The 13,006-nt window shown below is 67.6% G+C and carries 17 protein-coding genes; 5 read left to right on the plus strand and 12 right to left on the minus strand.

The window, feature by feature from the left end; all coding sequences use genetic code 11:
- Positions 1-60: 60 nt before the first annotated feature.
- Both N5D45_RS09710 and grxD read right to left on the minus strand, forming a co-directional pair.
- The gene (locus N5D45_RS09710; RefSeq protein ID WP_228355201.1) at positions 61-858 is read right to left on the minus strand and encodes an SDR family NAD(P)-dependent oxidoreductase; all 798 of its coding nucleotides are present in this window, start codon (positions 856-858) and stop codon (positions 61-63) included.
- Positions 855-1,175 (minus strand): Grx4 family monothiol glutaredoxin, encoded by a 321-nt coding sequence (gene grxD / locus N5D45_RS09715; protein WP_005408852.1) that lies wholly within the window; start codon positions 1,173-1,175, stop codon positions 855-857. Before grxD ends, N5D45_RS09710 begins: the two co-directional genes overlap by 4 nt.
- A gap of 120 nt (positions 1,176-1,295) precedes the next feature.
- Here grxD and N5D45_RS09720 point away from each other — a divergent pair, with 120 nt between their 5' ends.
- The gene (locus N5D45_RS09720; RefSeq protein WP_099559618.1) at positions 1,296-1,874 is read left to right on the plus strand and encodes a superoxide dismutase; all 579 of its coding nucleotides are present in this window, start codon (positions 1,296-1,298) and stop codon (positions 1,872-1,874) included.
- Between the two features lie 74 nt (positions 1,875-1,948).
- Here N5D45_RS09720 and N5D45_RS09725 read toward each other — a convergent pair whose 3' ends face one another.
- From N5D45_RS09725 to purE, 3 genes are all read right to left on the minus strand, one after another.
- A complete protein-coding gene (locus tag N5D45_RS09725) occupies positions 1,949-2,290 on the minus strand; it encodes a carboxymuconolactone decarboxylase family protein (protein ID WP_057503590.1) in 342 nt (113 codons plus the stop codon).
- 112 nt (positions 2,291-2,402) lie between these two features.
- Positions 2,403-3,551 (minus strand): 5-(carboxyamino)imidazole ribonucleotide synthase, encoded by a 1,149-nt coding sequence (locus N5D45_RS09730; RefSeq protein ID WP_228355200.1) that lies wholly within the window; start codon positions 3,549-3,551, stop codon positions 2,403-2,405.
- The gene (purE, locus tag N5D45_RS09735; RefSeq protein WP_005412808.1) at positions 3,548-4,051 is read right to left on the minus strand and encodes a 5-(carboxyamino)imidazole ribonucleotide mutase; all 504 of its coding nucleotides are present in this window, start codon (positions 4,049-4,051) and stop codon (positions 3,548-3,550) included. Before purE ends, N5D45_RS09730 begins: the two co-directional genes overlap by 4 nt.
- Before the next feature lie 58 nt (positions 4,052-4,109).
- Between purE and N5D45_RS09740 the strand changes: the two genes are divergently transcribed.
- The 4 genes from N5D45_RS09740 to N5D45_RS09755 all read left to right on the plus strand — a co-directional run bounded on the left by N5D45_RS09740 (position 4,110) and on the right by N5D45_RS09755 (position 6,826).
- On the plus strand, positions 4,110-4,379 hold the full coding sequence (locus tag N5D45_RS09740) for a Trm112 family protein (protein WP_005408847.1): 270 nt from the start codon (positions 4,110-4,112) through the stop codon (positions 4,377-4,379).
- Complete coding sequence (nadC, locus tag N5D45_RS09745) at positions 4,376-5,227, plus strand: carboxylating nicotinate-nucleotide diphosphorylase (protein ID WP_197601909.1); 852 nt, start codon at positions 4,376-4,378, stop codon at positions 5,225-5,227. Before N5D45_RS09740 ends, nadC begins: the two co-directional genes overlap by 4 nt.
- A 181-nt stretch (positions 5,228-5,408) precedes the next feature.
- A complete protein-coding gene (locus tag N5D45_RS09750) occupies positions 5,409-6,407 on the plus strand; it encodes a DUF2272 domain-containing protein (RefSeq protein ID WP_228355199.1) in 999 nt (332 codons plus the stop codon).
- Between the two features lie 68 nt (positions 6,408-6,475).
- Entirely contained in the window at positions 6,476-6,826 is a 351-nt protein-coding gene (locus N5D45_RS09755) for a DUF3301 domain-containing protein (RefSeq protein WP_005408844.1), read from the plus strand.
- Between the two features lie 104 nt (positions 6,827-6,930).
- Here N5D45_RS09755 and N5D45_RS09760 read toward each other — a convergent pair whose 3' ends face one another.
- The 7 genes from N5D45_RS09760 to N5D45_RS09790 form a co-directional block, all read right to left on the minus strand.
- The gene (locus tag N5D45_RS09760; RefSeq protein ID WP_005412806.1) at positions 6,931-7,383 is read right to left on the minus strand and encodes a ClpXP protease specificity-enhancing factor; all 453 of its coding nucleotides are present in this window, start codon (positions 7,381-7,383) and stop codon (positions 6,931-6,933) included.
- Positions 7,384-7,467: 84 nt separating this feature from the next.
- On the minus strand, positions 7,468-8,103 hold the full coding sequence (locus N5D45_RS09765) for a glutathione S-transferase N-terminal domain-containing protein (RefSeq protein ID WP_005408842.1): 636 nt from the start codon (positions 8,101-8,103) through the stop codon (positions 7,468-7,470).
- Positions 8,104-8,237: 134 nt separating this feature from the next.
- The gene (locus tag N5D45_RS09770) at positions 8,238-8,987 is read right to left on the minus strand and encodes a cytochrome c1 (protein WP_057503585.1); all 750 of its coding nucleotides are present in this window, start codon (positions 8,985-8,987) and stop codon (positions 8,238-8,240) included.
- Positions 8,980-10,239, minus strand: coding sequence for a cytochrome bc complex cytochrome b subunit (locus tag N5D45_RS09775; RefSeq protein ID WP_006429450.1), 1,260 nt, complete (start codon positions 10,237-10,239; stop codon positions 8,980-8,982). Before N5D45_RS09775 ends, N5D45_RS09770 begins: the two co-directional genes overlap by 8 nt.
- Entirely contained in the window at positions 10,239-10,859 is a 621-nt protein-coding gene (gene petA, locus N5D45_RS09780) for a ubiquinol-cytochrome c reductase iron-sulfur subunit (RefSeq protein ID WP_228355198.1), read from the minus strand. Before petA ends, N5D45_RS09775 begins: the two co-directional genes overlap by 1 nt.
- 201 nt (positions 10,860-11,060) lie before the next feature.
- Positions 11,061-11,987: a lytic transglycosylase domain-containing protein gene (locus N5D45_RS09785; RefSeq protein WP_228355197.1), complete on the minus strand. Its 927-nt coding sequence runs from the start codon at positions 11,985-11,987 to the stop codon at positions 11,061-11,063.
- 46 nt (positions 11,988-12,033) lie between these two features.
- Complete coding sequence (locus tag N5D45_RS09790; RefSeq protein WP_164192545.1) at positions 12,034-13,002, minus strand: WYL domain-containing protein; 969 nt, start codon at positions 13,000-13,002, stop codon at positions 12,034-12,036.
- Positions 13,003-13,006: the final 4 nt, after the last annotated feature.

Consider the following 13,006-nt stretch of genomic DNA (forward strand, 5'->3'; position numbering starts at 1 on the left):
ATCAATGTGACGGTTGTGCGACAAACGGCACCGGATCGCAACGCAATCGTGACGGGTTCTTCACTCCGCCTTTCCCCGGGATTTACTCGCCGGGGGCGCCTCGCTGGCATCGAGAATCTGGCCGCGCCAGGTAGCGCCAGCACCGGACAACAGGGTCACGGCTGCGGCGGCGGCGGCCTCCGGGCCTTGCGCGGCCGGGTCCTGGTCTACGGAATAGGCCCGGGCCCGCAGGGCCGTGCGCAGCGGACCGGGGTACAGGCCACTCACCCTTACCGGGCTGCGGCCGAGCTCGTCGTGCAGGCTGGCGATCAGGCCACGCAGGCCGTGCTGGGCCACCCCGTAACCGCCCCAGTAGGCCTGACCGACCCGCTCGGGGGCATCGACCGCAAACACCAGCGCCGCATCTTCGCGCTGCCGCAGCAGCGGCAGGCAGGCCTGGGCCAGCCAGGCGGGCGCAGTCAGGGTGACGTGCACCGCGCGGGCGAAACTCGCTGGGTCTGCCAGCTCAAACGGGGTCAGGCCCGGGAAGTGAGCGGCACAGACCAGCAGGCCATCCAGGCGCCCCAGCTCGCGCTGCAGGGCCTGGGCCAGCTCGGCATAGTCGTCGGGGCCCGCGCCTTCCAGGTCCAGCGGATACAGCAGCGGCTCCGGGCCGACCGCCTGCACTTGGGCGTAGACACGGTCCAGGCGGCGAGGCTTGCGGCCCAGCAGAACCACGGTGGCCCCGGCGGCCGCAGCAGCCACTGCCGCCGCACTACCCAATCCGCCACCGGCACCGGCGACCAGCACCACGCGATCCTGCAACGGGCGGCCATCGAGCGCCCCGTCGGTCGGTGACGTCGATGGCCAGGCACTCATCCCTGGGTCGCCTCTTCGACGATGCGCTTGAGCTCGCCGGCTTCGAACAGCTCCAGCACGATGTCACAGCCGCCAATCAACTCACCGTTGATGAACAGCTGCGGGAAAGTCGGCAGGTTGGAAAAGCGCGGCAGGTTGGCGCGGATCTCGGGCTCTTCCAGCACGTTGACGGTGCGCAGGGTGACTGCGCCGGCCGCCATCAACGCCTGTACGGCGCGGCTGGAGAAGCCGCACATCGGGTATTGCGGGGTGCCCTTCATGAACAGCACGAGCGGGTAACGATCGACCTCGGCCTGGATTTGCTGCATTACCGCCACAACCACACTCCTTGCTTCGCCGGACAAACCGACCGTGATGGTCGGCTAGACTGCCCACGGTAGCCGCCATTGTAAGCGGATGGAACCGGCTGCCGCCGCCCCCTGGCCACGAACCTGTCCATGCCTGTCGAATTGCCCGCCCTGCCCTATCTTCCCGGCTCCCTGCAGCCGCACCTGTCCGCACAGACCGTGGAACTGCATCACGGCCGCCACCATCGCGCCTATGTGGATGCCGTCAACGCCGGCATTCTCGGCACCGAGTGGGAGGAAGCGTCGCTGGAGGAGATCGTCCGCCACGCCCAGGGCACGCTGTTCGATGCCGCCGCCCAAGCCTGGAACCATGCCTTCTACTGGCAGTGCCTGCGCCCGCGCGGCGGCGGTGAGCCGCAGGGGCGACTGGGCGAACTGGTCAAGCGCCAGTACGGCGACGTGCAGCGCCTGCGCGAGGAATTCAACCGCACCGCGCTGGGCCTGTTCGGCTCCGGCTGGGTCTGGCTGGTGCAGCATCCGGGCGGGCAACTGGGCCTGCAGGCCACCCGCAATGCAGGCACGCCATTGACCGGTGAAAGCACCCCGCTGCTGTGCTGCGACGTCTGGGAGCACGCTTACTACACCGACTACCAGAACGATCGCGCGCGGTATCTGGACGCGTTCTGGCAGATGGTCAACTGGGAATTTGCCGAAAGCCAGCTGCGCTGACCCCTGTAGAGCCGAGCCCATGCCCGGCTGCTGTCCGGCCAGCCGAGCATGGGCTCGGCTCTACAGATCAGGCATCACGCGCTCTCGTGCGCGGCCACGGCGTCCATCACCCGCGCCGAGTACACCAGCGCCGCACCGGCGTTCAGCGACACCGCCACACCGAGCGCCTCGGCGATCTCCTCGCGGCCGGCGCCGTGCTTCAGCGCGGCATCCACGTGCACGGTGATGCAGCCGTCGCAGCGGGTGGTCACGGCCACCGCCAGCGCGATCAGCTCGCGGGTCTTGGCATCGAGGTGGTTGGTCTGGGCACCGGCGTTGGCCAGCGTGGCATAGCCCTTGACCGTGTCCGGCGAGAGCTTGCCGATCTCGCCGATACGACCCTTAAGCTCCTTGCGGTAGGCATTCCAGTCGAGCATGGGGATGACTCCTGTGAAAGGAGCTCCACGCTACCACCGGGAATGTTGCGCCGATGCCTGCACCGGCGCGTCACAGCGTTGCACTGCCGGCCAACGGCCGGCACTACCGGGCTCAGCGATTGCGCAGCGCGTGTACCGCCGGCGCCACCTGGGCCTGGCGGTCCAGCTCCAGGCCGACCTGGTCCAGCGCATCGGCCAATGCAGCGGCATCATCGTCGCGCAACGTGGCGTGGCCGACCTTGCGACCTTCGCGCGGCTCCTTGCCGTAGTCATGCCAATGGCCACTGGCCTGAGCCAGCACCGGCGCGGGGTCCGGCATCGCGCCCAGCCAGTTCAGCATGCAGACGTGGCCGAGCATGCGGGTGCTGCCCAGCGGCAGGCCCAGCACCGCACGCAGATGGTTCTCGAACTGCGAGGTCTCGCTGCCTTCGATGGTCCAGTGGCCGGAGTTGTGCACGCGCGGTGCCATCTCGTTGGCCAGCAGTTCGCCGTCACGGCAGAACAGCTCCAGCGCGAATACGCCCACATACTGCAGGTGCTCGGCGACGCGGCGGGCATAGCCGATCGCGGCCTGCTGCTCGGCATCGGACAGCACGGCCGGGGCCACGCTGGCCGACAGCACGCCGTCGACATGCCAGTTGCCGGTGACCGGCCAGGCCTCGAAGCTGCCATCGCGGCCACGCACAGCGACCACACTGACCTCGCGCTGGAAGGCAACGAAGCCTTCCAGGATCAGCCCGGTGCGCTCGACCTGTGCGCCAAGCGCGTCCCATGCAGCGTCGATGTCGGCTTCGCTGCGCAGGCGGAACTGGCCCTTGCCGTCGTAACCGAGGCGGCGGGTCTTGAGGATGCACGGCAGGCCGAACTCGGCGGCCTTCGCGGCCAACTCGTCACGGCTGCGGATATCGGCAAAGGCGGGCAGCGGAATGCCCAACTGCTGGAACAGGGTCTTCTCGCTCAACCGGTCCTGGGCCACCGCCAGCGCAGCCGGCGGCGGGTAGACCGGCACGCGGTCGGCCAGGAACTGCGCGCTGTCGGCAGGCACGTTCTCGAAATCGAAGGTGACCACGTCCACCTTGGCGGCGAAATCCGCCAACGCCTGGCGGTCATCGAAGGCACCGACGGTGAGCGGCGCCAGCGGGCCGCTGCAGGCGTCGGCTGCCGGGTCGTACAGTTCGAAGCGCAATCCCAGCGGCGCACCGGCCAGGACCATCATGCGGGCGAGCTGACCGCCGCCCAGGATGCCGACGGTCAGGCTCATTGGCGCGGATCGTCGTGGGCCATCACGTCTTCGGTCTGGCGTGCACGGAAGGCGTCGAGCGCCTGGCCGATCGCCGGCTGGTCGCTGGCCAGCATCGCTGCGGCGAACAGCGCGGCGTTGGAGGCGCCGGCATTGCCGATGGCGAAGGTGGCGACCGGAATGCCGGCCGGCATCTGCACGATCGACAGCAGCGAATCCATGCCGTTGAGGGCCTTGGACTGCACCGGCACGCCCAGCACCGGCACGGCGGTCTTGGCGGCGATCATGCCCGGCAGGTGCGCGGCCCCGCCGGCTCCGGCGATGATCGCGCGCAGGCCACGCGGGCCCGCCTGCTCGGCGTAGCTGAACAACACATCCGGCGTCCGATGCGCGGACACCACCTTCACTTCGAACGGAACACCCAGGGCTTCAAGCTTCTGGGCGGCGTGCTGCATGGTTTCCCAGTCGGAACGGGAACCCATGACGATGCCGACAAGCGGCGCGATCGGGTTGGGGGTCATTGGCCGTCACCTGCCTTAAAGACGTATTCTAGCCATCTTCCACGCAAGACGAAGAACCATGGATCGCAAGCTGCTCGACCTGCTGGTGTCGCCGGACACCCGCCAGCCCCTGTCCCTGCTGGATGGCAAGGGCCTGGAAGCCCTCAACAAGGCCATTTCCGCCGGCGCGGTGAACAAGGCCGATGGCAACCCGCTGGCGCAGCCGCTGCGCGAAGCGCTGGTCACCCGCGACCGCAAGCAGGTCTTCCGCGTTGACGACGGCATCCCGGTGCTGCTGGCCGAGGAAGCCATCCCCACCGCCCAGATCGCCGACTTCCCGGCCGCATGAGCGCGCTGCCGACGCCGGATGCGGCCGTTGTCGCCGCCGATGTCGCGCGTGCGCTGGCCGAGGACCTGGGCAGCGGCGACGTCACCGCTGCGCTGTTGCCCGACCAGGCTGACAGCGCGTACCTGCTGTGCAAGCAGGACGGGGTGATCGCCGGTCGCCCCTGGTTCGACGCCACCCACCGCGCGCTCGACCCGGAGGTGCGCATTGAATGGCGTGTCTCCGAAGGTGACGCGGTCACTGCCGGCACCGTGCTGGCCCTGCTGCATGGGCGCAGCCGCAGTCTGGTGAGCGCCGAGCGCACCTCGCTGAACTTCCTGCAGACGCTGTCCGGCACCGCCACGACCACCGCGCGTTACGTGGCGGCGGTGGCCGGCACCGGCACGCGCATTCTCGATACCCGCAAGACCCTGCCCGGCCTGCGCCTGGCGCAGAAGTACGCAGTGCGCTGTGGCGGCGGCGAGAACCACCGCTTCGGTCTGTACGACACAGTGATGCTGAAGGAAAACCACATCCGTGCTGCCGGTTCGCTGCCCGCAGCCGTGGCTGCCGCGCGCCGGCAATGGCCCGCGCTGCCGCTGGTGGTCGAGGTGGAGGATCTGGCGCAACTGCGCCAGGCGCTGGAAGCCGGTTGCGAACGCATCCTGCTGGATGACTTCAGCCCGGACCTGCGCCGCGAGGCCGTGCGCATCACGGCGGGCCGCATTCCGCTGGAAGTGTCCGGCAGCGTGGGCCTGGGTGGCCTGCGTTCGATCGCGGAGGACGGCGTGGACTGCATCTCCATTGGTGGCCTGACCAAGCACGTGCAGGCGATTGACCTGTCGTTGAAGCTGGGCCCGCCGCCGGGTTGAGGCCTACGGGACCTTGTAGCGCCGAGCCCACGCTCGGCTGCTTCTCGATCTGCGGCGCGCCCTGCACGCGCTTCGCGCGATAAGCCGGGCATGGGCTCGACTCTACACGATCCGGGACGCCTTCACGGCTCGGCCACGCCCGCCTCTGCGACGCTGCCGGCATCCCCCACAGGAGCCGCGCATGCGCCGGATGCTCTTGCCTGCCTGTCTGCTGCTCGCGGCAGCCCCCTTGTCCGCAACGGCCGCCGAAGCCTGTGATGTGCCACCGCGCTTCGGCCTGAGTCCGCTGGCGGTGGCCATCCGCAACACTGCCTGCAACGAGCACCGGCTCTGGTACCGGCCCTTCATCGACCGCGATGGCCGCGCCGCCAGCCTCAGTGTCACCGAGGCCGAAAGCGATCACCTGGCCGACAACGGCCTGATCGCCTGGCAGCGCGTGGCAGGCTACTGGCGCAACAGCGGCACGCTCAACGCGATGGGAAGCATCGCGGGCGCCAGCAGCTGTCTGGCACCGCTGGGAACGCGCTACACCGACAGCGATTGCCGCGCCTTCCTGGTCGACAACCCGTGGTCGGCCGCGTTCATTTCCTGGGTGATGGTGCAGTCCGGCGTTCCCGGCTTCAACACGTCGCCACGCCACATCGACTACATCCGTGCCGCGTACCAGGGCGGCCCCTCGGGCGTGCCCTACCGGCTGGTCGACCCGGCCACCGCCAAGCCCGCACCCGGCGACCTGCTGTGCTTCCTGCGCGACCGCAGCACCACGCTCAGCCACAGCGGGCTGGTGCAGGCGCTGGGCAACGGTTCGGTGGGCCACTGGAAATCGCATTGCGAAGTGGTGGTGGCTGCCAACCTGGGGGGCGACCAGACCCTGTACCTGGTCGGTGGCAACGTCATGAACACCGTGGCGATGCGGTTGCTGCAGCTGGACCGCACCGGGCTGATCAAGTTGCCTCCGGCACGCGAACGCAACAGTACCGGCATCGACCCCAGCTGCACGCCCGGCCGCGAGGACGAATGCAGCTTCAACCGCCAGGACTGGGCAGCGCTGCTGCAGTTGACCGCCACATCACCGCTGGTGATGCCGTCGCCAACTGCGACGCCAATGCAGCCCGCGCCACCGCAGCCGGTCGTCATACCGCCTCAACCAGTCTCTGCTGGTCCACAACCGAAGCGGTGATGCGAGGCGCTTGATCCAGCGCGCGTTCGCCGCCATCTTTGCGGGATCGACCTCTGACGGCTGACGCCATGCCCACCCTGCTGCTGTTGCTGATTGCCGGCGGAATCATCTATTTCTTCTGGAATGCCGCACGTTCGGCCGCCGAGCGCGCGGTCGAACTGGGGCGCAATGCCTGCCGCGCCGCCGATGTGCAATGGTTGGACCAGGCGGTGCACGCCACCGGCCTGCGCCTGTCGCGCGGCGAGGATGGCCGACTCGGCTTCGAGCGCACCTTCAAGTTCGAGTATTCCTACGATGGCATCGATCGCCATGTAGGCCGCATGGTGCTGCGCGGCGATCAGCTGATCTCATTCACTGGTCCGGGCGCGGCGCGGATCAGCCAGATCCGCGCAGATGTGGACGATGCCGAGGATGTTTAGGACCTGAAGGTGTGCCGACCAACGGTCGGCACCCACACAATTCCGGCACCCGCCGATAAATCCTGCAAAGGAAAACGCCGCCCATCGGGGCGGCGTCGGAAACATTACTTGACCACGCGCAGGTTCGGGCGCCCCTTCGGCGGCGGACTGGCCGGCGGCGTATCGTCCGGCGGCGTGCCTTCCTCGTGCAGCAGCTCGTCGCTGGTCGGCGCGGTTTCGTTGCCCGGAATGTCATCCGGCAATGCCATGCCCTGCCCGGTCTCGCGGGCGTAGACGGCCAGCACGGCGCTGATCGGTACCTGCACCGGGTAGCTGGTGCCGGAGAAGCGCGCCGAGAAGCTCACCATCTCGTTGTCGATCATCAGCCGCACGACGGCACGTTCGGCGATGTTGAGCACGACCCGGCCATCCTTGACCGCCGAAGGCGGGACCTGCACGCCGGGAACGCCGGCGTCGACCAGGATGTGCGGGGTCAGCTGGTTGTCGTTGATCCATTCCACCAGCGCCCGCAGCAGGTACGGGCGGTGGCTGGTCATGTGGAAGAAGTCTTCGGTCATGCGTGAAGTGTACGCGCCCGGCGCCCTGCCGGGGCGGATCGCCTGCACGCCGGTCGGCGTGCAGACGGGTAACGCATGCCCGGATCAGACCGGCAGATCGCGCAGCTTCTTTTCCTGGTCGGTCAGGCTGCGGACGAAACCGGGATGGCGGAAGATGCGGTTGCCGTAGTCTTCGATCGCCTTGCCGTCCTTCGGCAGCGGTACGTCCAGCGACTGCAGGCGCCAGATGATCGGCGCCATCGCGCAGTCGGCCAGGCTCATTTCCGGGTTGAGGAAGAACTTGCTGGCCTTGAACAGCGGCAGCGAGGCGGTCAGCAACTCCTTCAGGCGCTTGCGGCCGGCCTCCGCCTGGGTCTTGTTGCCCAGCTGGATGGCCTGCACCTGCGGCACCCAGTCGTGCTCGATGCGCAGCATGGCCAGGCGGATGCGCGCACGCGACAGCGGGTCGACCGGCATCAGCGGCGGATGCGGGTAGCGCTCGTCCAGGTACTCGCTGACCACCGACGCGGCGTAAAGCACCAGTTCGCGTTCGACCAGCGTCGGCACCGAGTGGTACGGATTGAGGTCGATCAGGTCTTCAGGCGGGTTCTGTGGATCGACCGGAACGAAGTCGAAGGTCACACCCTTGGCCGCCAGGACCAGGCGTACACGGTGGCACAGTACATCGTCGTTCGAGGAAAACAGCGTCAGTGTATTGCGCATGCGTACGCTCGCCGCCATCAAAGGCTCTCCCACGACAGGAGACCGCCTGCCGCATCGGCGCCGCCGGCACCGTGCCAGCGATCGACTCCTCCCCGAGTGTGCAACCGACCATCACAAAAGCCAATAGGCCCGTGCGATGGCCGGCGGCAGATTCAGTGAACGTCCTTCCAGTATTCCTTCTTCAACAGATACAGCAGGAAGGTCAGCAGGGCCAGGAACAGGATCACCCACACGCCCAGCTGCTGGCGCTTGAGCGCGGCCGGTTCGCCGGCATATTCGAGGAAGTTGGTGATGTCCCGCACGGCCTGGTCGTACTGCCCGGCATCGACCGAACCCGGCGTTTCAATCTTCAGGCCGGTCACCGGCGGGTCCATGCCCGGCGCTTCGGGCTTGCCATGCACGGCATGCTGCAGGCCCTGCATTTCCCACAGCGGGTTGGGCATGGACGCGTTGGCGAACAGCGCGTTGTTCCAGCCCAGCGGCCGGCTGCTGTCCAGGTAGAACGACTTGAGATAGGTGTAGACCCAGTCACTGCCCCGCACGCGCGAGATCAGGCTGAGGTCCGGCGGCATCTTGCCGAACCACTTCTCGGCATTCTCCTTGGGCATCGCCACCGGGATCGGATCGCCGATCGCCGAGCCGGTGAAGTTGAGGTTGTTCATCACCTCCTCTTCGGTCAGGCCCAGGTCCTGCGCCATCCGCGAATAGCGCAGGTACTTCAGCGCGTGGCAGCCGGAGCAGTAGTTCATGTACAGCTGCGCGCCGCGCTGCAGCGAAGCGCGGTCACCCAGGTCGTTGCCAGCCTGCAGCAGCTTGGTGCCGCCTTCGGCGGCGGAGGCCAGGAAACTGCCCAGCATCAGGGTGGCCGTCAGGGCCAGCCGGACCATCCAGCGATCAGTCATGGGTGGTCACCCTCTCCGGTACCGGCTTGGTCTTGTCCAACCGTGTCCATAGCGGCATGGTGATGAAGAACGCGAAGTACAGGAAGGTCAGCACCCGCCCGATGTAGGTCTCGTGCACGTCGGTGCCCGGGCCGGAACCAATCACGCCCAGCCAGACGAAGCACACCGCCAGCACGCCCAGCATCACCTTCGAGATCCAGCCGCGGTAGCGCACCGACTTCACCCTGGCCTTGTCCAGCCACGGCACCAGGAACAGGATCGCAATGGCCGAGAACATCACCAGCACGCCGCCCAGCTTGTTCGGCACCACGCGCAACATCGCGTAGTAGGGCGTGTAGTACCAGACCGGCTTGATGTGCTCCGGGGTGACCAGGCGGTTGGCCTCGGTGAAGTTGTCGTGCTCCAGGAACAGGCCGCCGAAACCAGGCGCGAAGAAGATGATGAAGGCGGCGATGATCAGCAGGAAGCCGGCGCCGACACCATCCTTGAGCGTGTAGTACGGGTGGAACGGAATACCGTCGGCCGGAGCGTTCGGCGACCAGCGGTTGCCCTTCGGCCCCTTCTTGATCTCCACGCCATCGGGGTTGTTCGACCCCACTTCGTGCAGCGCGCCCAGGTGCAGCACCACCAGCAGCAACAGCACCAGCGGCAGGGCGATGACGTGCAGTGCGAAGAAGCGGTTGAGCGTGGCGTCACTGGGCAGGTAGTCGCCCATGATCCACTCGGTCAGGCCGTTGCCGATCACCGGTATCGCGCCGAACAGCGAGATGATCACCTTGGCGCCCCAGAACGACATCTGGCCCCACGGCAGCACGTAGCCCATGAAGGCTTCGGCCATCAGCACCAGGTAGATCAGCATGCCCAGGATCCACACCAGCTCGCGCGGCTTCTGGTAACTGCCGTACAGCAGGCCGCGGAACATGTGCAGGTAGACCACGATGAAGAACAGCGAGGCCCCGGTGGAGTGCATGTAGCGGATCAGCCAGCCCCACTCCACATCACGCATGATGTATTCAATGGAGCCGAACGCCTCGGCGGCGTTGGTCTTGTAGTGCATCGTCAGGAAGATGCCGGTGACGATCTGGTTGACCAGCACCAGCAGAGCCAGCGAACCGAAGTAGTACCAGATGTTGAAGTTCTTCGGCGCGTAGTACTCGCTGACGTGCTTGCGGTACACCGGCATCAGGCCCGGTGCGCGGGCATTGACCCAGTCGGCCACGCCGCTGGCGGTACGGCTGAGGATATTGGCCATCAGGCAGCCCCCTGCGGATCGACACCGATGATGATGGTGTTGTCGTCCTGGTAGTGGTGCGCGGGCACCTTCAGGTTGATCGGCGCCGGCACGTCCTTGAAGACACGACCGGACATGTCGAAGCGCGACTTGTGGCAGGGGCAGAAGTAGCCGCCCTTCCACTGCGGGTCGTAGGGCTCAGGCCGGATCTCGGCCACCATTTCCGGCGAGCAGCCCAGGTGCGTGCACAGGCCGACCAGCACGGAAATATCCGGCTTGATCGAGCGCAGCTCGGGGTTCTGCTTCAGCACGTACTCCGGCTGCTGCTCCTTCTCGCCGGACTCGGGGTCCTTGAGACGGCCGTCCAGCCCGTGCAGCGCATCGAGGATCGCCTTGGACCGTTTGACGATCCAGATCGGCTGGCCACGCCATTCCACGATCAGGCGTTGGCCTTCCTGCAGGGCGCTGATGTCGGCCACCACCGGTGCGCCGGCAAGCTTGGCGCGGGCACTGGGGTTCCAGGATTTGATGAAAGGAACTGCGGTGAATCCGACGCCGACGGCGCCCACCACGGCTGTGGTGGCAGAAAGAAAACGCCGACGTCCGGTGTTGACTGGATCGTGTACCCCATCGTTGGCCATCCGGCACTCCGATATTGATTAGGTAGCTTTAAGGCTGCCAGCGGATCCGGTGGGGGCCAGAGCCGCATTGAATCACGGTTGAGTGTAGCGGAACCGTCGCGCGCCACACAACGCATTGCAACAACATTGATTTTTGGGTTGCCGGCCAGCGACCAGCACTACCGGCTGCTTGCCGCTTCGCTCGCCAGGCATGGCCTGGCGCTACTGCTTGCTCAATGCGGTGCGGTAACGCTCGGCCAGCTGCCCGACCCGGCGCACGTAGTACTGGGTTTCGCTGTAGGGCGGTACGCCGCCATGGCGGTCGACCGCGCCTTCGCCAGCGTTGTAGCCGGCTGCGGCAAGGGTCAGGTCGCCATTGAAGCGCTTCAGCAACCACGCAAGATACTGCACGCCGCCGCGGATGTTCTGCCCGGCATCGTAGGAGTCACTGACCCCGAAGCGCGCGGCGGTTGGCGGCATCAGCTGCATAAGGCCCTGCGCACCGGCACGGCTGAGCGCGGTCGGGTTGTAGGCCGACTCGGCATGGATGATGGCCCGCACCACCGCCTCTTCCACGCCGAACTCGCGCGCGGCCGAGGTGATCTCGGTCTGGAAGGCCGAGGTGTTCAGGCGCACGCTGCCGAAGTCCACGCGTGGATTGACCCCGCACGCGTAGCAGCGCTCCATGAAGCTGTAGCGGATGGTCCGCACCGGGCCGAGGTTGGCGACCTGGGTCGGGCGCGCACTGGTGTAGTGGCGCACGCCGTCCTTCATGAAGGAATAGACCTGACCGCTGACCATGCGCCCGGCACGCGAGGCGGCCGGCTGTGCCGGAGCAGCTGCGGGCGCGGATGCAGGTGCCGGCGCAACCGTTGCCGGCGCTGCGGCCCTGGCGGCAACGGCAACCGGGTTGCGTTCGATGCTGGCCACCGTGGTCGGCGCCGGCCTGGATGCGGCCACCACCGGGCGCGGCGCAGGACGGGTGTCGCGGCTGTAGCTGATGGTGCTGCAGCGCGCACCTGCCACCCGCTTGCTTACATAACTGGTGACGCCGTCAGGGCCCTGGCACTTGTACAGGGTGCCAGCGCTGGCCGGCGCAGCGGTCAGCGCAGCGATGATGATCGCCGTTGTCCCCAGTATCCCCTTCATGGCGGCGAGTGTCCCAGCTTCGCCGGGGCTTGCCAAGCGATGTGGCTCAGCCTGTGACCGGCGGCACGGCCAGCACCTGGCCCAGCCCGGCCAGGCGCCGGGCCAGTTCGTCGCGCAGGCCCGGCGGCGTGGTCCACAGCGCCACCGGCACGCGGTCCAGGCTGAGGATCTGCGCCAGCATCATGCCCCGGCTCTCGGCCCCCATGCGCAGCAGGCAGTGCTCGGCACCATCCGCCTCCAGCACCCCGCACCAGGGAGGAATGCGGCCTTCCAGCTCGGCGCGGCTGCCGGCCAGGCGGACGATGGCCTGCAACGCGAACGGGGCCTGGCTGACCGCCTGCCGCACCATCACGTCCGGGGGTGCCGGCGTGCGCCGATGCAGGCCGGGCTCGGTGCATTCGCGCACCGCGCCCATCCGGTCCACACGCAGGGTGCGCCAGTCCTGCCGGCCCAGATCCCAGGCCAACAGGTACCAGCGCCGGCCGTAATTGACCAGGTGCTGTGCCTCGACTTCGCGCTGGGTAACAGCCTCCTGCGCGCTGCGGTATTCGAAGGCCAGCCGTGACGCCTGCCGGCAGTACTGGGCCAGCCGTCCGAGCAGGCGTGCGTCGGTGGACGGAAGATCGGACAGGGTGGCCGTCGCTGCATGCACCTCGCCGGCCTGCTGGCGGCGACGGGTCGGCACCAGCGGGTCGAGCTTGGACAGCAGGCCACGCGCGGTGTCGTCGATGCCGGCGACGGTGGCCGAGGCCGCGCGCAGGGCGATGGCCAGGGTGGTTGCCTCCTCCTCGTCCAGCAGCATCGGCAGTACCGGTGCCCCGGCCCCCAGCTGATAGCCGCCCCCTACCCCGGCCGAGGCCTGCACCGGGTAGCCCAGCTCGCGCAGGCGCTCGATATCGCGGCGGATGCTGCGTCGGTCCACCCCCATGCGCTCGGCGAGCTCGGCCCCGGACCACTGGCGGCGGGCCTGCAACAGGGCGATCAGGCGCAGCAGTCGGTGGGCGGTATGGCGCATGAAG

It is taken from the genome of Stenotrophomonas sp. GD03819 (assembly GCF_029841665.1).
GTDB classification, from domain to species: Bacteria; Pseudomonadota; Gammaproteobacteria; order Xanthomonadales; family Xanthomonadaceae; genus Stenotrophomonas; species Stenotrophomonas geniculata.